The organism is Lysinibacillus sp. FW301-JW8, from assembly GCF_058788755.1.
Genome location: NZ_JBYTBB010000047.1, coordinates 26,254 through 43,394, shown reverse-complemented (window position 1 = coordinate 43,394; position 17,141 = coordinate 26,254). Strand labels below are relative to the sequence as shown.

Below are 17,141 nucleotides of genomic sequence, written 5' to 3'. Positions count from 1 at the left end.
CTCGTTTTGAAAAAGGGCTATACTTTTTAATTTGTCACCTTGATTTCATTGACATAATAGTATTTCAACAACATGAGAATCTGCTAGATTGAAACTAGCAGATTCTTCAATGATACAATTTAATTAAAGTAATATTGTTTTTAAAATAGTAATCGCTTCATCAATTTCCTCTTTTGTCACTGTCAAAGGCGGTAATAAACGAATAACGTTTGGTCCCGCTCCTACTAGTAATAAGCCCTTTTCCTCTGCAGCCGCAATGTACGGCGCTACTTCGGTATCACCGCAACCAATACCAAGCAATAAACCTTGGCCCTGTACCGTATACGTTGATGGCAAATTTATCTTTAACTGACTTACAAAATAGGCAGATAGCTCCTGTACATTTTGTAAAAATGCGGCATCAAATACATGATCTAGTACAGTTTCCGCCACACTCATCGCTAGCGGGTTACCACCAAATGTAGTACCATGAGTTCCAGGACCAAATGTGTCATATAACTCAGCTGTTCCAAGCATACCACCGATAGGGAAGCCACCACCTAGCCCTTTTGCTAATGTTACGATATTTGGTTTTAAAATCGTTTGCTCAAAAGCAAATCTTGTTCCTGTTCGTCCAATTCCTGTTTGAACCTCATCAACAATTAGTAGAATCCCTTTATCCTTACAAATTTTTGCAATCGCTGCTGCAAATTCCGCAGATACACTATTTACGCCACCCTCTCCCTGAATCATTTCCAGCATTATAGCTGCTACAGAATCATCAATGGCTGCTTCAAGGGCATCCACATCATTAAAAGGCAGAATTGTAAATTTTCCAACAAGTGGTCCAAAGCCATTATGTACCTTACCCTGACCTGTTGCGGACATTGCACCAAAAGTTCTTCCATGGAACGATTTTTCAAAAGAGATCATATGATGTTTCCCTGTATGTTTACGTGCCAGTTTAATAGCCGCTTCATTCGCTTCGGCACCACTATTACAGAAAAATGCATATGAAAAATGTGTATCCGCTATTAGTTTTTGCGCAACCTTTTCTTGACCGGGTATATCAAATAAATTAGAAATATGCCATAGCTTTTCACTTTGCTCCTGGATTGCTTTCACAATCGCAGGGTGTGCATGACCTAGACTTACGACAGCTATTCCACTAGTAAAATCTAAATATTTTTTTCCAGCAGTATCTTCTACAACTGTTCCTTGCCCTTTGACTATTTGGGCACGGCGTTTGCCATAGTTACCAAATAAAGCACTCATTTTCATCAGCCCCTATTCTAAATTAATAATCCCTACAATGGAGTAGAAACTTTTTTACTGTCTAAAATGGTCGTTCCTACTAAAGATTCACCCACAATTTGGACAGATGGGATACCTGCATTTAAGCATTCTAAGGCTCCTTGAACTTTAGGAATCATTCCCCCGTATATATGTCCCTCTTCTATCCATTGGTGGATTAAGGCAGGTGTTGCTTGTGATTGATATTCATCATGAATACGAACACCACTTACATCTGTGACTAGTAATAGACTATCTGCTTTGATAGCTAATGCAATTTCACTAGCAACTGTATCTCCATTAATATTCAATGCCTGGCCCGACTCATCTGCTCCGATACAAGCAATAACTGGCACAATATTTGCACTTATTAATGCTTCTAGTAAGGATGTATTAATTGTATTAACTTCACCTACAAATCCATATACATCTTTGTCAAGATAATCGGCTACCATTAATTGTCCATCAAAGCCATTTAACCCTATGGCAGCAATGCCGGCTGATGTTAATTCATGAACAAGAGCCGGATTAACTTTTCCAATGAGTGTTGTCTGAACAATGTCAATTGCAGCTTCACTTGTGACACGGATTCCATTTAAGGCATAAGATTCTACCCCTTGAGCCGCGAGTTCACGGTTAATGGCTGGACCGCCACCATGCGTGATGATAAGCTCTATACCGCTTTCTTGAAGCCTTTTAAAATTTTCAAAAAATGACTCATTTAAACCTTCAAGCGTACTGCCACCAAGCTTGATGACCATACGTTTACGAGCGGTATGATGCATTGATTTGAACGTAGTCATAAGTTAAATCACATCCCCACGCATGCCCCTTGCCCTCACCTAAACCAAGTGACACATAGATTTTTACTTCATGCATTTTTAAAATTTGAATTAACTCGTCTTCTGAGAATGGTATCGGCTCACCGTTTTCTACCATCGTTGCGCCGCCAATTTGAATCGTAATTTTATCTGGATCAACAGTGGCTCCACTATAGCCTACTGCCGCGATAATACGACCCCAGTTGGCATCACAGCCAAATACAGCTGTTTTTACAAGTGGTGAACCAACTACTGTTTTAGCAATTTTACGTGCTTCTTCATTTGAAATGGCCCCTTCTACTTCAACCTCAATTAACTTCGTAGCTCCTTCACCATCTTTCGCGATCATCTTCGCAAGATCTTGAGCAACTGTTTTCAATGTATAATAAAAGTTTTGCCAGTCTGGATGTGCAGGAGTTAATGATTCATTTCCTGCTAAACCATTTGCCATAATTACAACCGTGTCATTTGTTGATGTATCTCCATCCACTGTAATGGCATTAAACGTCAAATTTGTTATATCGGATAATGCACTCTGCAATACTTCCGATTCAATGTTCGCATCCGTTGTAATAAAACCGAGCATCGTTGCCATATTCGGTTCAATCATACCTGAACCTTTAGCCACTCCAGCGATAATAACCTCCTTACCATCGACTGTTGTACTATAGCTAGTGTTTTTCATAACCGTATCAGTTGTCATAATTGCCTGTGCAAAATCAATAGCACTTTCTAAATCACCCATCGGCTCTAATTGAATAATCCCTTTTGCTACTGGCTCCATTTTCATAATTTCACCAATAACACCTGTTGAACAAACCCCCACTAGATTTGCTTCAATGCCAAGCTTTTCTGCTGCAAGGGACTGCATTGTTTGCGCATCCTTCACACCCTGCTTTCCTGTACACGCATTCGCATTTCCAGAATTCACAATCATTGCTTGCATTTTCTTAGTTGTATAAACAACTTCCTTTGTTACCTTTAATGGTGCTGCTTGCACAGCGTTGGTTGTAAATACACCCGCTACACTTGCTGGCACTTCACTTACTAATATCGCCAAATCCTTTTTCTTATGTTTTAAGCCACAATGTAACCCTGCTGCTTTAAAACCTTTAGGTGAGACAATATTTTTACTTGATAATTTTTTCATAATATTCGTTGACGCTATTAGTGTCATATAATAATTCCTCCTTAAATTAAAATAAGAGAAGCATACAGTTTCCTGCATGCTATAAAGTGAAAATTTTCTTCAACCTAACTTTTTAGTTGAGGTTACAATATTAAATAAAGAACGGCACAACATCCAGCCCTGTTGTTTGTGGTAAATCAAATTGAACGTTCATATTTTGAATGGCTTGCCCTGCCGCCCCTTTGACTAAATTATCGATGACCCCAACAATCGTGGCACGATTTGTTCTGCTGTCTACTTTTACAAAAATATCACAATAGTTTGAACCTTTTACACGATTTGTTCCTAGCCCGTTGACATCCGTAACAATTCGAACAAATGGATGTTGGTCATAGGTATTTTTTAAACAAGATATCAGTTGTTCTTCTGTGACACCAGGCATAACCGGTGCATAAGAGGTCGATAAAATCCCTCGTGTCATTGGTACTAAATGCGTATTAAAAGTTATTGCTGTCTGAACACCTGCAAATATCGAAATCGCCTGTTCGATTTCTGGTATATGCTGATGGGAGTTTGTTTTATAGATTGAGAAATTCTCATTTGTCTCACTAAAATGTGTTGTCTGTGATGGTTTATTTCCGGCTCCTGAAATCCCGCTTTTCGCATCTATTATTAAAAAGCTCGGATCGATTAATCGCTCCTTTATCAGCGGTAATAGTGATAGTAGAACCGCAGTAGGATAGCATCCGGGATTGGCAATAAGGGATGCATGTTGAACATTTTCGGCATTCCATTCAGTTAAGCCATAAACACTTTGCTGAAGAATATCCAGCGGTGCTGCTTTTTTGCCATACCAAGTTTCATAGCTTGCAGGATCTTTTAATCGAAAGTCACCAGATAAGTCTATTAATTTAGGACCTTTCCCTACTAATGGAGGTAAAAGCTCACTAGTCACCCCTGAAGGTGTACTTGCAAAAACTACATCATATTTCTCTAAAGCTTCATAATCAATTTTTTGTAACGGTGTATCAGCAATTTGAACGAGGTGTCCAAACTTAGAAGAAAAAATTACACCCTCCTCAGAAGATGTAAATAACTCAATCTGCTCAACCGCTTTATGATTATGTAAAAATCGAATAAGCTCCAGTCCGCCATAGCCAGTTGCACCAACAATTCCTACTTTCAATATACTCACCTCTGAAATAAGTTAAAATTAGTATACGACTGCATAATTATTAAGTCAATTGAATTTTTATTTATTTAAAAATTAATAATTTCAACGAATACAAGATTTTGTCTAACAATATAAACGAGATTCTTACAATCTTGCAGTAATAACCGATATTAAATGCATGTTTTGATAACAATATGGATTTGTTTTTCTTTACATTTAAATGTATCAAATGTTTATTTAATACCGCATAAATAATTATAATATTCCTAAAAATCAGTCCATTAATAATGAATACATATTTCCAAAATAGGAGGGCGTTTCATTTTGAAGCTAATATTATGTAACGTAATCTTTTTATTAGTACTAGCGGGGTGCTCATCTGCTATACCAGACAATCCAACAGCAAGATCTTTTTTGAAAGAAAACCCTCAGGCAGATATTTTCCAATATAATCAACTCATCTATAGCAAAATTACTGAACCAGAATTAGCAAACGAAAATTTGATAAAAAGTGTTAAGCTAGGAGAAATCAAAAAGATGACGTCCTCCTCTTTATTTTTTAAAAATTTTTATGCAACGAAATTACCCATAGGAACGGAAATCTTTGCAACAAACGAGCATAACACTTACACCATAATTGTAGAATTAGATGGTGAACAAAGAATATATAAGGCACTTGTAGAAGGATAAATTCATGTAAAAAAGAAAACAGGAATTTTTCGTTGACTGAAAAAATTCCTGTTTAATAACGATACTATTAGTCTTCCATCGTTGATAAATCCCCAGTTGGCAGATTTAACTCCCATGCCTTTAACACACGACGCATAATCTTACCACTACGCGTTTTTGGCAGCTTATCCTTAAATTCAATTTCACGAGGTGCTGCGTGAGCCGATAAGCCCTTCTTGACAAAATTACGGATATCTTCAATCAATGCATCTGATGGCTCAACACCTTCACGTAATGAAACAAAGGCTTTAATTATTTCACCTCGTACAGGGTCTGGTTTTCCAATAACTCCTGCTTCAATTACATCTGGATGCTCAAGTAGTTTGCTTTCTACTTCGAAAGGACCAACACGCTCACCAGCTGTCATAATCACATCATCTACACGCCCCTGGAACCAGAAGTAACCTTCATCATCCATATAAGCAGAATCCCCAGATACATACCATTCACCTTTTAAGAAATATGATTCATAACGCTCTGGATTGCCCCAAATTTGACGCATCATTGCCGGCCAACCTCGACGAACTGCTAGATTCCCCATTGTAAACGGTGGCACTTCATTCCCAGCATCATCCACTATCGTTGCATGAATACCTGGTAATGGTTTCCCCATGGAGCCTGGCTTAATATCCATAGAAGGATAGTTACAAATCATATGACCGCCAGTTTCCGTCATCCACCATGTATCATGTATACGATGACCTAGCTCTTCATTACCCCAACGAATTACCTCTGGATTTAAAGGCTCACCAACGGATAAAACGTGACGTAAAGAAGATAAATCATAATTCTCAAGCACGCCGCTACCTGCACCCATCAACATTCTGAAAGCTGTTGGCGCACTATACCAAACTGTTACACTATAATCCTCAATAGCTTGATACCAGGCCTGTGGTGAAAATCTTCCACCAACGATTAGCATTGTCACACCATTTAACCATGGACCAAAAATACCATATGCAGTCCCCGTTACCCATCCTGGATCAGCCGTACACCAATAAATGTCATCCTCACGCAAATCTAGTACCCATTGTGTTGATTGATATTGTTGAAGCATTGCGTTATGGACATGTAATACGCCCTTTGGTGCACCAGTTGATCCAGAAGTATAATGCAGAATCATGCCATCTTCTCTGTCCACCCACTCAATGTCAAATTGAGATGAAGCTTCTTTCAGACGTTTATTAAAATCTAAAATTTGTGAAGTTTCCTCTATATCAGAGCCTACTAAAAAGACGTGCTGTAAATTAGGGAGTTTTTCTAAAGGTACTCGTTCTAGCAACTCTGGTGTCGTCACTAATGCTTTTGCTTCACTATCTGCTAACCGATCGTAAACTGCTCCCTCCATAAATGCCTCAAACAAAGGTCCAACAATAACGCCCATTTTTAATGCACCTAATAATGAAAAATAAAGCTCAGGTGACCGTGGCATGAAAATAAATATACGATCCCCTTTTTCTAAATTTGTCGCTGATTTTAAAACATTCGCAGCTTTATTAGTTTGCTTTTTCATTTCATTAAAAGAATAAGCCTCTTTTCGCTTACCATCATTGAAATAAAGTGCAACCTTATTCTTACGATGTGTTTCCGTATGTCGATCAATCGCCTCATACGCCATATTCACACGACCTGTTTCGTACCAACTGAATCCTTTCTCTGTCTCTGCCCAATCATGTGTTGCAGCTGCTTCCTCATAATTAGGTAAATTGTGTTGCCCTGGTATAGCTTTTAACTTCTCCATCATTTTCATCCCCATGAAACTACCCCTTTCTTTGCTATCGCTTTAGTACATTAGTAAGCAAACTTTAAATTATCCTATCTATAATTTTCCCCCTTTAAAATTTGCCACCTTCTCCAAAGACAATTACGTTATGTAGCAAGTGTTATACAACAGTTTTAGTAGCAGAAAGTAAATGAATTCTTATTCACACTACATTTATCTGTTAAATAACAGATGCAATATAAATCTATTTTACACGAATTCACTAAGAATGTCCTAATATTTTTATTTTTCCAAAAATATAGGTATATTTTGCAAAAATAAGCGTTTTTCCGCAAGAAATCAGCTATAATGGAATTATTAAACTCAGGTGGTGTAATTATGGAACATAAAAAAACTTTTTTTTCTGTCACAAAGGAAACAAAGCATGGTACTGTGTATGTGGAAGGACCTGTTCCTCCAGAAAAATTAGCTACATATTCTTTCCATGAAGGCTTGGTTGCCTTTAGACCTCCTAAACAGCAGCAGCAAGCTATTATTGAAATTGCAGGACTTCCTGAAGGGCGAATTATTATTATTCGCCAAGAGGATATTATCGTAGGCTACGTCACCTATCTATATCCAGACCCACTTGAACGCTGGGCCGAGGATCGTATTGATAACATGATTGAGCTAGGCGCTATTGAAGTTATACCTGACTATCGAGGTACAGGTGCTGGTAAAGCATTGCTGGCTGTTTCTTTTATGGGAGATGAAATGGAAGACTATCTTGTACTCACTACTGAATATTATTGGCATTGGGACCTAAAAGGAACTGGTTTAAATGTTTGGGATTATCGCAAGATGATGGAAAAAATGATGAGCTCCGCTGGCTTCGAATATTTTGCAACAGATGACCCTGAAATCACTTCACACCCAGCTAACTGCCTAATGGCCCGTGAAGGAAAACGTGTGCCTCCTGAAACAATGGAAAGATTTGATAAGCTTCGTTTTAGAAATCGCTTCATGTATTAAAAACCAACACAAAGGGGATGCGTATATGATCGTAGAAGAAATCATGAATGATGAGCCTTACACGCTGGCTCCAACAAATACAGTGCTTGAAGCGCTAAAGTTAATGCGTGAGAAAAAAGTACGACATTTACCAGTTGTAGATGAAGAACGGCATGTTCTTGGTGTCATCACAGAACGAGACATTAAAGAAGCACTTCCTTCTTCACTGCAGGATGAACCAAATTCTCCTGTATTTAATGCAAAAGTAGAAGAAGTAATGATTAAAAATCCATTAGTTGGTCATCCGCTTGATTTTGTTGAAGAGGTAGCCCTTACATTTTACGAATCTAAAGTAGGCTGCTTGCCAATTGTCTCTGGTGGCAAGCTTGTTGGCATCGTCACAACTACTGATTTGCTCTATACTTATATTGAATTAACTGGTGCCACTGAGCCTGGCTCAAAAATTGAAATACGTGTAACTGACACACCAGGAATCTTATTTGAAATCACAAAAATATTCCACGAACATCATGCAAATGTCCAAAGCGTCTTAGTTTATCCTGACTCTGAAAATACACAAAATAAAATTTTGAGTGTCCGAGTGAAAACACTGAATCCATTAGCGATGATAGAAGATCTTCGTAAAGAGGGCTTCGATGTACTATGGCCTAATTTACCGGGTGTTTCGTTACAATGAAAAAGGCAGTATTTATTTACTCACCAGAGCAGCTCGGATATAAATTTTCAGATACTCACCCTTTTAATCATAAACGCTTGACGCTTACAATGGATTTGCTAAAAAATATTGACGCTCTAGTCGATGTGGATGTTGTCCCAGCTCGTGTAGCAACAGATGAAGAATTATTACTAGCACATGATCCCAAATATGTAGATATCGTCAAAAAAGCAGGTCATGGTGAACTTTCCGATGCACAAGGAGAAAGCTATGGCATTGGCACTGAGGATACACCCATTTTCGAGAATATGCATGAAGCAAGTGCACAGCTTGTAGGAGGAACGCTAACAGCTGTCGATTATGTTATGGAAGGAAAAGCCGAGCATGCCCTCAATCTAGGTGGAGGACTACATCACGGCTTCCGTGGTCGTGCATCAGGTTTTTGTATTTATAATGATAGTACTGTGGCTATCCGCTATTTGCAGGAAAAATATAATGCTCGTGTGCTGTATGTAGATACCGATGCGCATCATGGGGATGGTGTACAATGGAGCTTTTATGAAGATCCAGATGTTTGTACATTGTCTATCCATGAAACAGGGCGTTACCTTTTCCCTGGAACTGGTAATATTACTGAACGAGGAAATGGACAGGGCTATGGCACTTCTTTTAATTTTCCTATTGATGCTTTTACAGAGGATGAGAGTTTCCTAGAAATCTATGAAAAATCCATGAGGGAAATTTTTGAATTTTTCAAGCCTGATGTTGTGCTAACGCAAAATGGCGCTGATGCACACTATTTTGATCCATTAACACATTTATATGGTACTATGAATCTCTACAGAGAAATCCCAAAACTTGCCCATCAATTGGCACATGAATATTGTGATGGCAAATGGATTGCCGTTGGTGGTGGTGGCTACGATATTTGGCGTGTTGTACCGCGCGCGTGGTCTATGCTATGGCTAGAAATGACAGATCAGCAAATGCCAACTGGACCTCTTCCACAAGCATGGTTAGATCGGTGGCAGCCTGAAGCGCCTGTACCATTTATTCCAACTTGGGAGGATCCGAATCCCTTGTATGAGCCAATTCCTCGAAAGGCAGAAATTGAAGAAAAAAATGCGCAAATGTTAGCTAAAGCGCTACATATTATTCGTAATGAAAAACGTGTTTAACTTTTTATGCGCCTCACGACTACTCGTGAGGCTTTTTTATTGGTTTGATGACAGCTATCTCTATCCATCACTTTGAGGTTGCTATCCTCAATTGTAGCAGTCCTATCCATCGTTTTAAGATTGCTATCCGTTACATCGGAAGTTATATCCTTCACTCCAACAAAAAACACGCAAATCCTCAATGAGACCTACGTGTTTCTTAATTATTTACTTTTGACTGATTGTCGATGTTCAATACGGTGAGGTAAGATTACCGCTTCATCTTCAACCGGCTCTTTATTCATTAGTTTTGTTAGTAGGCGCATAGCAACTGCTCCAATATCATAAAGCGGCAGCGCAACACTTGTTAGCTGTGGGCGAACCATTCGTGCTAATTTTGAATTTTCAAAGCTAATTACTTCGATATCCTCAGGCACACCTTTTCCTGCGTCTTGTGCACCATGAATCAGTCCAATTGCTAATTCATCACTGCCAGCAAAATATGCAGTTGGGGGGTTTTCCAGTGAGGATAATGTTTCCCAAGCCTCTAGACCCATATCATAGCTTGATTCCTCTGCTGCAATTAGTGATTCATCTAAGGGTAAGCCAGCATCATGTAAAGCCTTTCTATAAGCCTCAAGCTTAAATTTCCCATTAATCGTATAAGTAAGTGGACCTGTTACAAAGGCAATTCGCTTATGTCCATTTTGAATAAGTATTGTGATGGCCTCATAAGCCGCCTGGTAATAGTCAATATTAACCGTTGCAATGGTTTGTGATTCATCTACTGAACCTGCAAGCACAATTGGTACTGGTGAATGGTCCATTGTTTGTTGCATTTTTTCAGTCACTTCATCACTCATCATGACAATCCCATCGACCTGTTTGCCCAACATTGTATCCAGTAACTGTAGCTCTTTATCTTCATGTTGATCTGAGTTAGCTAAAATAATATTGTAACGGTACATGGTTGCAATATCCTCTACACCACGTGCCAGCTCCGCATAAACATTGTTTGCAATATCTGGGATAATCACGCCAACTGTTGTTGTTTTCTTACTTGCTAATCCTCGCGCTACTGCGTTTGGACGATATTCTAATCGTTCAATTACTTCTAATACTTTTTTTCGTGTTGCCGGTTTTACGTTTTGATTGCCATTGACTACACGAGAGACCGTCGCCATCGAAACATTTGCTTCTCTTGCAACATCATAAATTGTAACAGTCATCGTACGTGCCTCCCTTTTTCCTTTTATAGCCTTATCATACGATAATTTTCATATTCTTTTCAAGAAGAAGTACGTACACGATAAGAAAAACCAAGTTCAAATAGTACTATTCTAGACATTATTTTGTCACGATATAGTAAAAACCGCCTGCTAATTTAGCAAGCGGTATATTTTAAAACGATTTAAGCATGAATTTCATGATTTTTCATGAATTTTTGCAACGTTTCATAGAATGCGTCAAATGTAGGGATATCCATTTGCTGCTGTGAGTCAGAAAGTGCTACAGATGGATCTGGATGCACTTCAGCCATTACGCCATCAGCGCCAATTGCAATAGCTGCTTTCGCACATGGTAATAATAAATCACGACGTCCTGTTGAATGTGTTACATCTACGAATACTGGTAAGTGTGTTTCTTGTTTTAAAACTGGTACAGCTGAAATATCTAATGTATTACGTGTTGCTTTTTCGTAAGTACGGATACCACGCTCACAAAGGATAATGTTTTCATTTCCTTTAGACATAATGTATTCTGCTGCGTGAATGAACTCATCGATAGTTGCTGCTAAGCCTCGTTTTAATAGGACAGGTTTGTTTGTTGCACCTGCTGCTTTTAATAACTCGAAGTTTTGCATATTACGTGCACCAATTTGGATAACATCAATATAATCCAATGCTTCTTCTAAATGACCTGGTGTAACAATTTCTGTAATAACACCTAAACCATATTCCTCTGACACACGCTTTAATATTTTAAGACCTTCTAATCCTAGACCTTGGAAGTCATATGGTGAAGTACGCGGCTTGTATGCACCACCACGAATTAATTTCTCACCTTTTGCTTTAATAGATGCTGCTACCGCTGCAACTTGCTCGTATGATTCAACTGCACAAGGACCAAATACGAAAGATGGCTTTCCTTGCCCAATTAACTCACCATTGATATCGATCACTGTATCTTCTGATTTTTTCTTACGAGATACAAGCAATTCCTTCTTCTTATCCGCTTCAAGTTGTTTTAAAGCAGTTTTAAAGATTTGCTTAAATATATAATCAACCGTCATTTGGTTTAATGGACCCTGATTGTTTTCCTTAATAAGATCAAGCATGTGTCTTTCACGTAGTGGATCATAGCGATTCACACCTTGCTTTTCTTTAATCTTACCGATTTCATTAACTACAGTTGCACGTTCGTTAATTAGACGAAGAATTTCTAAGTTTAAGCCGTCTATTTGACTACGTAAGCTTTCTAAATCTTTTTGGCTCATGCTTTCTTGCCCCTCTCCTCATGACAGACACTTTCAGAACTCTGAAATGTATGTTACATTTTTAGATATTAGCATTATTATAATCAATGTTGTTCAGAATGTCACGCATTTTTAATTTAGCGCTTCAACTCGCTAAATTATTTTACAATATTACAAGAAAGGAAGCGATTACATTGAGTTCAAAACTATTTGCACTTGATATTGGAACACGTTCTGTTGTTGGCATAATCTTAACTGAAAATAATGACCATTTTCATGTCGAAGATATTTTAGTGAAAGAACATAAAGAACGTGCTATGGTCGATGGTCAAATACATAATGTCATGTATGTGGCAGATTTAATCAAAGAAATTAAACATGAGCTTGAAGATAAGCATGGCAGCTTAACGAAGGTAAGTGTAGCTGCAGCTGGTCGCTCATTGAAAACAGAACAAGCGAGTGTAACCATCAATATACGAAATCGTCCAATTTTTACAGAAGAGGATATAAGCCGATTAGAGCTACAAGCTGTACAACAAGCACAACAGCAACTCTTACAACAGAAAGAGGATGCAAAAATAAGCCACTACTATTGTGTAGGCTATTCGGTTTTATATTATCGATTAGATGGTGAAGAAATTGGTAGCTTGCTTGATCAGCAAGGGGATGAGGCGCAAATTGAGGTGATTGCCACGTTTCTACCTCGAGTAGTTGTAGAATCTCTTATTGCTGCATTGAAACGTGCTGATTTAGAAATGGACGCACTCACTTTGGAGCCAATCGCTGCCATTAATGTGCTTATTCCACCGACAATGCGCCGTTTAAATGTGGCACTTGTTGATATCGGTGCAGGGACATCTGATATTGCCATCACTGATAAAAGCACAGTCGTTGCCTACGGGATGGTGCCTACAGCTGGAGATGAAATTACTGAGGCATTGAGTGATCATTATTTACTCGACTTCCCAGTGGCTGAAAAAGCAAAAAGGCAATTGCAAACAGAAGAAGAAATCTTAATTCAGGATATATTAGGCTTTGATCAGTATTTCTCAAAAGAAGTGGTTCTTAAAGCAATTGATTCTGCTGTCAAACAACTTGCTAAGGCCATTGGGGAAGAAATATTACGTCTTAATAATCGTACTGCTCCTAAGGCGGTCATGCTTGTTGGCGGTGGAAGCTTAACACCAAACCTACCAACTGAACTTGGAGCAGTATTAGACTTACCAGCAAATCGAATTGCCGTTCGAGGAATAGATGCCATACAGAACCTAACGAAGGAAGAACATATTAAAGCATCACCCGAATTAGTGACACCAATAGGCATTGCCATTGCGGCAAAAAAAATGCCGATTCAATACATGAGCCTTACTGTTAATGATCAAGTGGTCCGTCTTTTTGAATTAAAAGAAATGACCGTTGCTGATGCTTTTTTAGCAGCAAATATTCGTGCAAAACAATTATATGGAAAACCAGGGCTTGGATTGTCAGTTAGCGTGAATGGACAAGATATTTTCATCCCTGGTGGTCACGGTCAGCCTGCGGAAATTTTAGTAAATGGACAACAAGCCTCTACTAAAACGATGATTAAAACAGGAGACGCCATCCAACTAATTGAAGGTCAAGACGGTCAACCTGCAATAGCAACTGTAAGGGATATTGTTGACAATGCAGCTATCAAAACAATACTCATTCAACATACAAAATATGTTATTGAACCTAAAATTACAATTAATGGTTCTCCTGCCTCTCTCGATAGTGCTTTAAATGATCGAGATATTGTTGCTTTTGAAATCGCAGATACAGTTGAAGAGATATTTAAGCTTACAAATAATTGGGCCTTATTAAAGCAATTTGAATCCTTTTATATTCAAGTAGATGGAAAACCACTTTACCTACCTGAGTTTTCTGCACAGTTAATGATTAATGATAAGCCAGCTAAATTGTCATATGCAGTGCAGGATGAAGACATGATTACCTTTCAGCAGCAAACATTACCAACCGTACAACGAATAGCCGATCAAATGAATATATTATTAGAGGATAAAATCATCATTCATTTCCAGAACGAGGTGCTGGAGCTGAAAAAGATGGCCAATGAAATTCTCGTCAACAATAGTGTGGTTTCACCATTGTCAACAGTTCCAAATGGAGCGACAGTTTCATTTATGGAGAAGGATCGAAGTCGTTGGATTTACCAAGATGTCTTCCGTTTCTCTAACTGGCAGCTACCTACGACATTTAAAGGCAACTTTACAATATTACGAAATGGACAATCTGCTAGCTTTGACATGGAAATTTTCGGTGGCGATAAGTTAGAAATTTTATTGGAGGAGGCAATTATCTTCTAAAAAACAAAAAGGTATGATATGTCCTTTAAGGGATCGTATCATACCTTTTTTCTAAGCTTTAAGCGCGAACTTCTTCATTTTTTTCTTCGGCTTGTTCCTTTGTTTCAGCTGTCTCTTCTGCTTTAGGCTCTTCATTAGAAACATAATCCTCTAACGGTTCTTCACCCTCGAAAGAAACAGTGCCATCGTCAAAAACAGTTGGTGCTTTTGCAGTTTTTAACGTTTTTACTTTCTCTACTAATTGTGTAGATTGCTCTTGAATTTGTTTAGATAATTGAACCGTCTTATCTTTTGCTGTCGTTGAAAAATCCGCACTTTTATCTTTCAGGTTTACAGCTTGTACAGCTACATCGCTCCGTAAATCTTTTCCTGATTTTGGAGCTAGTAATAAGCCAGCAGCCGCACCAACTATACCCCCAACTAATGCGCCAATAACAAAATCTTTCATGTTCACACGCTCCTCTTCATAAATAGACTCTTGCGGATGATAAAGCTGCGGTAATGAACTTTCAAGCTGTTGTTCCTTCACTTCATTAAAATTTGGTTTTTGAGTTGTCATGCAACAATTCCTCCCATCTTATATTCAAGTGCCTAGACTGGTTGTCCATCTACTTTTGTTGATGCATCTTCAACTTATGTCTAAGGCTTTATTTTTATTCAGATGACACGAAATGTCTACTGAATAATAATCACTTTTTACGACCCCATTTTCTTTTTGGCTTTTCTGATTGCTCGGCCTCAAAAACATAACTGTCTTCTGAAACCAACTCTTGAGCCTGATCAATTACTTTACGCTTCTTCCATTTATCAGCAATACCCATTGCAACATTACTCCATTGAACAACCTGTGCGATTTTTTCCTCATTTTGTTCTACACTTTTTGAAATAGAGGAAGTAATATGCTGTACAGACGTATTTAAACCGTTCACTGAGTCACCAATTCCTTTGACTGCATGAACAACAGAATTTAACTGTTCTGATTTTTGCTGAATATCCTCTGCCAAACTATTCGTTTTGGTTAATAAGGAAGTCGTTTCACGTGTAATTCCTTCCATTTGTCCTTCAATACCTGATAAAGTTCCTGCTAAGCTGTTTAAAATGGATTTTAGCGAGAATAATGTCATTCCGACACTCACACATAAAATTAAAAAACCGATTGCTGCTATAATCGCTGCAATATACAAAATTACTTCCATAAAAAGACCTCCTGCTAGTAAAATTCTCTTTACTATTACTTTCCCTATCTTCGACAAAAAAAACTGAATTCCTTCTCAATTTTTGAGAAAAAACAGCTTATTCCTTACGGACTAAGCTGTTTCGTTGTTTTTTAACACAGTTTCAAAAGCATCTTGGAATTTATGAACATCGCCTGCGCCCATAAATAAAAATACTGCGCCCTCATGCTTTGTTAAAACTTCAATTCCTTCAGTGGTAATCACTGCACTGCCTTCAATTAACGACGCCAAATCATGGATTGATAGAGCACCTTGTGTTTCCCTTGCAGAACCAAATATATCACATAAGTATGCTGTATCTGCAAGACTTAGACTATCCGCAAAATCCTGTAAAAAAGCTTGTGTACGTGTAAATGTATGTGGTTGGAAAACAGCTACTAGCTCACGCTCTGGGAATTTTTGACGTGCTGATTGAATCGTTGCACGAATTTCAGTTGGATGGTGGGCATAGTCATCTATTAAAACATTATTGCCAATATCCGTTTCTGTAAAACGTCTTTTTACACCTTTATAACTATTTAAACGTTCCTGGATAATGTCTGGTGAGATACCTTCATACTGACAAAGTGTAATAACAGCTAATGTATTTAAAACTGCATGATCCCCAAACAATGGGATAAAGAATGTACTGTAAAATTCATTGCGCACAAAAACATCAAATTTAGTTCCCTCTGTTGTTTTATCAACATTACGTGCCTCAAAATCATTCTCTGCTCCAAAGCCATAATAAACAACTGGTACCTTTGCTTGAATACGTTGTAAGTGTTCATCATCACCACAAGCAATAATTGCTTTTTTTACCTGTAAAGCTAATGATTGAAAGGCAGAATAAACATCCTCAATATTAGCGAAATAATCTGGATGGTCAAAATCGATATTAGTCATCACAGCATAATCAGGATTATATGCTAAGAAGTGACGGCGGTATTCACACGCTTCCATCACAAAGAAGTCGGCATTTTCATGTCCGGCTCCTGTTCCATCACCGATTAAATATGAAGTTGGTTTATATCCTCCAACAACATGTGACATTAAGCCAGTTGTAGAAGTTTTACCATGTGCACCTGTAATGGCAATTGATGTATAATTTCCGATGTATTCTCCTAGGAACTTATGATAGCGTATAATCTCTACACCAATTTCTCGTGCACGCACTAACTCCGGATGGTCATCAGGGAAAGCATTTCCTGCAATAACTGTCATACCTTCTTTAATATTATCTGAATTAAATGTAAAAATCGGAATATTTCGATCACGTAACGGCTGTTCTGTGAAGAAATATTTATCAACATCTGAGCCCTGTATTTGTTCACCAGCATCAAATAAGATTTGTGCAAGTGAACTCATGCCAGAACCTTTAATGCCTGTGAAATGAAAAACTGTCATTAATTAAACCCCCCGGGAATATCAA

At 38.2% G+C, this 17,141-nt stretch carries 15 protein-coding genes; 5 read left to right on the top strand and 10 right to left on the bottom strand.

Going from position 1 to position 17,141, the window contains the following annotated elements; translation table 11 throughout:
* Nucleotides 1-123: 123 nt before the first annotated feature.
* The 4 genes from argD to argC form a co-directional block, all read right to left on the bottom strand.
* Nucleotides 124-1,254: an acetylornithine transaminase gene (argD, locus tag AC3WOM_RS17985; RefSeq protein ID WP_492447832.1), complete on the bottom strand. Its 1,131-nt coding sequence runs from the start codon at nt 1,252-1,254 to the stop codon at nt 124-126.
* A gap of 32 nt (nt 1,255-1,286) precedes the next feature.
* The gene (gene argB / locus AC3WOM_RS17980) at nt 1,287-2,075 is read right to left on the bottom strand and encodes an acetylglutamate kinase (protein ID WP_427543061.1); all 789 of its coding nucleotides are present in this window, start codon (nt 2,073-2,075) and stop codon (nt 1,287-1,289) included.
* A complete protein-coding gene (argJ, locus tag AC3WOM_RS17975) occupies nt 2,038-3,270 on the bottom strand; it encodes a bifunctional glutamate N-acetyltransferase/amino-acid acetyltransferase ArgJ (RefSeq protein ID WP_427543058.1) in 1,233 nt (410 codons plus the stop codon). The genes argB and argJ overlap by 38 nt, the downstream gene beginning before the upstream one ends.
* Before the next feature lie 103 nt (nt 3,271-3,373).
* The gene (gene argC / locus AC3WOM_RS17970; protein ID WP_427543055.1) at nt 3,374-4,408 is read right to left on the bottom strand and encodes an N-acetyl-gamma-glutamyl-phosphate reductase; all 1,035 of its coding nucleotides are present in this window, start codon (nt 4,406-4,408) and stop codon (nt 3,374-3,376) included.
* 312 nt (nt 4,409-4,720) lie between these two features.
* On the opposite strand from argC, the gene AC3WOM_RS17965 reads away from it, so the two are divergent.
* Complete coding sequence (locus tag AC3WOM_RS17965) at nt 4,721-5,086, top strand: hypothetical protein (protein WP_492447830.1); 366 nt, start codon at nt 4,721-4,723, stop codon at nt 5,084-5,086.
* Between the two features lie 67 nt (nt 5,087-5,153).
* Here AC3WOM_RS17965 and acsA read toward each other — a convergent pair whose 3' ends face one another.
* A complete protein-coding gene (acsA, locus tag AC3WOM_RS17960) occupies nt 5,154-6,881 on the bottom strand; it encodes an acetate--CoA ligase (RefSeq protein ID WP_427543049.1) in 1,728 nt (575 codons plus the stop codon).
* 345 nt (nt 6,882-7,226) lie between these two features.
* Between acsA and AC3WOM_RS17955 the strand changes: the two genes are divergently transcribed.
* From AC3WOM_RS17955 to AC3WOM_RS17945, 3 genes are read left to right on the top strand one after another with little or no spacing between them, the layout of a single operon-like run.
* Entirely contained in the window at nt 7,227-7,859 is a 633-nt protein-coding gene (locus tag AC3WOM_RS17955) for a GNAT family N-acetyltransferase (protein ID WP_427543046.1), read from the top strand.
* A 25-nt stretch (nt 7,860-7,884) separates the two neighbouring features.
* Complete coding sequence (locus AC3WOM_RS17950) at nt 7,885-8,535, top strand: acetoin utilization AcuB family protein (protein WP_427543043.1); 651 nt, start codon at nt 7,885-7,887, stop codon at nt 8,533-8,535.
* Complete coding sequence (locus tag AC3WOM_RS17945; protein ID WP_492447829.1) at nt 8,532-9,692, top strand: acetoin utilization protein AcuC; 1,161 nt, start codon at nt 8,532-8,534, stop codon at nt 9,690-9,692. Before AC3WOM_RS17950 ends, AC3WOM_RS17945 begins: the two co-directional genes overlap by 4 nt.
* A 203-nt stretch (nt 9,693-9,895) precedes the next feature.
* On the opposite strand, the gene ccpA is transcribed toward AC3WOM_RS17945, so the two are convergent.
* Both ccpA and AC3WOM_RS17935 read right to left on the bottom strand, forming a co-directional pair.
* Nucleotides 9,896-10,900: a catabolite control protein A gene (gene ccpA / locus AC3WOM_RS17940; protein ID WP_492447828.1), complete on the bottom strand. Its 1,005-nt coding sequence runs from the start codon at nt 10,898-10,900 to the stop codon at nt 9,896-9,898.
* A 182-nt stretch (nt 10,901-11,082) separates the two neighbouring features.
* Complete coding sequence (locus tag AC3WOM_RS17935) at nt 11,083-12,168, bottom strand: bifunctional 3-deoxy-7-phosphoheptulonate synthase/chorismate mutase (protein WP_427543033.1); 1,086 nt, start codon at nt 12,166-12,168, stop codon at nt 11,083-11,085.
* A 173-nt stretch (nt 12,169-12,341) separates the two neighbouring features.
* Here AC3WOM_RS17935 and pilM point away from each other — a divergent pair, with 173 nt between their 5' ends.
* A complete protein-coding gene (gene pilM / locus AC3WOM_RS17930; RefSeq protein ID WP_427543030.1) occupies nt 12,342-14,495 on the top strand; it encodes a pilus assembly protein PilM in 2,154 nt (717 codons plus the stop codon).
* Nucleotides 14,496-14,553: 58 nt separating this feature from the next.
* Here pilM and AC3WOM_RS17925 read toward each other — a convergent pair whose 3' ends face one another.
* The 3 genes from AC3WOM_RS17925 to murC form a co-directional block, all read right to left on the bottom strand.
* Complete coding sequence (locus tag AC3WOM_RS17925; RefSeq protein WP_427543027.1) at nt 14,554-15,054, bottom strand: YtxH domain-containing protein; 501 nt, start codon at nt 15,052-15,054, stop codon at nt 14,554-14,556.
* Nucleotides 15,055-15,184: 130 nt separating this feature from the next.
* Nucleotides 15,185-15,691 (bottom strand): DUF948 domain-containing protein, encoded by a 507-nt coding sequence (locus AC3WOM_RS17920; RefSeq protein ID WP_427543024.1) that lies wholly within the window; start codon nt 15,689-15,691, stop codon nt 15,185-15,187.
* Between the two features lie 111 nt (nt 15,692-15,802).
* Entirely contained in the window at nt 15,803-17,116 is a 1,314-nt protein-coding gene (gene murC / locus AC3WOM_RS17915) for a UDP-N-acetylmuramate--L-alanine ligase (RefSeq protein ID WP_492447827.1), read from the bottom strand.
* Nucleotides 17,117-17,141 lie beyond the last annotated feature (25 nt).

Excerpts from the sequence above, each read along its gene's own strand:
- argD (WP_492447832.1), bottom strand. The coding sequence starts at position 1,254 with ATGAGTGCTTTATTTGGTAACTATGGCAAACGCCGTGCCCAAATAGTC.
- argB (WP_427543061.1), bottom strand. The coding sequence starts at position 2,075 with ATGACTACGTTCAAATCAATGCATCATACCGCTCGTAAACGTATGGTC.
- argJ (WP_427543058.1), bottom strand. The coding sequence starts at position 3,270 with ATGACACTAATAGCGTCAACGAATATTATGAAAAAATTATCAAGTAAA.
- acsA (WP_427543049.1), bottom strand. The coding sequence starts at position 6,881 with ATGGGGATGAAAATGATGGAGAAGTTAAAAGCTATACCAGGGCAACAC.
- AC3WOM_RS17955 (WP_427543046.1), top strand. The coding sequence starts at position 7,227 with ATGGAACATAAAAAAACTTTTTTTTCTGTCACAAAGGAAACAAAGCAT.
- AC3WOM_RS17950 (WP_427543043.1), top strand. The coding sequence starts at position 7,885 with ATGATCGTAGAAGAAATCATGAATGATGAGCCTTACACGCTGGCTCCA.
- AC3WOM_RS17945 (WP_492447829.1), top strand. The coding sequence starts at position 8,532 with ATGAAAAAGGCAGTATTTATTTACTCACCAGAGCAGCTCGGATATAAA.
- ccpA (WP_492447828.1), bottom strand. The coding sequence starts at position 10,900 with ATGACTGTTACAATTTATGATGTTGCAAGAGAAGCAAATGTTTCGATG.
- AC3WOM_RS17935 (WP_427543033.1), bottom strand. The coding sequence starts at position 12,168 with ATGAGCCAAAAAGATTTAGAAAGCTTACGTAGTCAAATAGACGGCTTA.
- AC3WOM_RS17925 (WP_427543027.1), bottom strand. The coding sequence starts at position 15,054 with ATGACAACTCAAAAACCAAATTTTAATGAAGTGAAGGAACAACAGCTT.
- AC3WOM_RS17920 (WP_427543024.1), bottom strand. The coding sequence starts at position 15,691 with ATGGAAGTAATTTTGTATATTGCAGCGATTATAGCAGCAATCGGTTTT.
- murC (WP_492447827.1), bottom strand. The coding sequence starts at position 17,116 with ATGACAGTTTTTCATTTCACAGGCATTAAAGGTTCTGGCATGAGTTCA.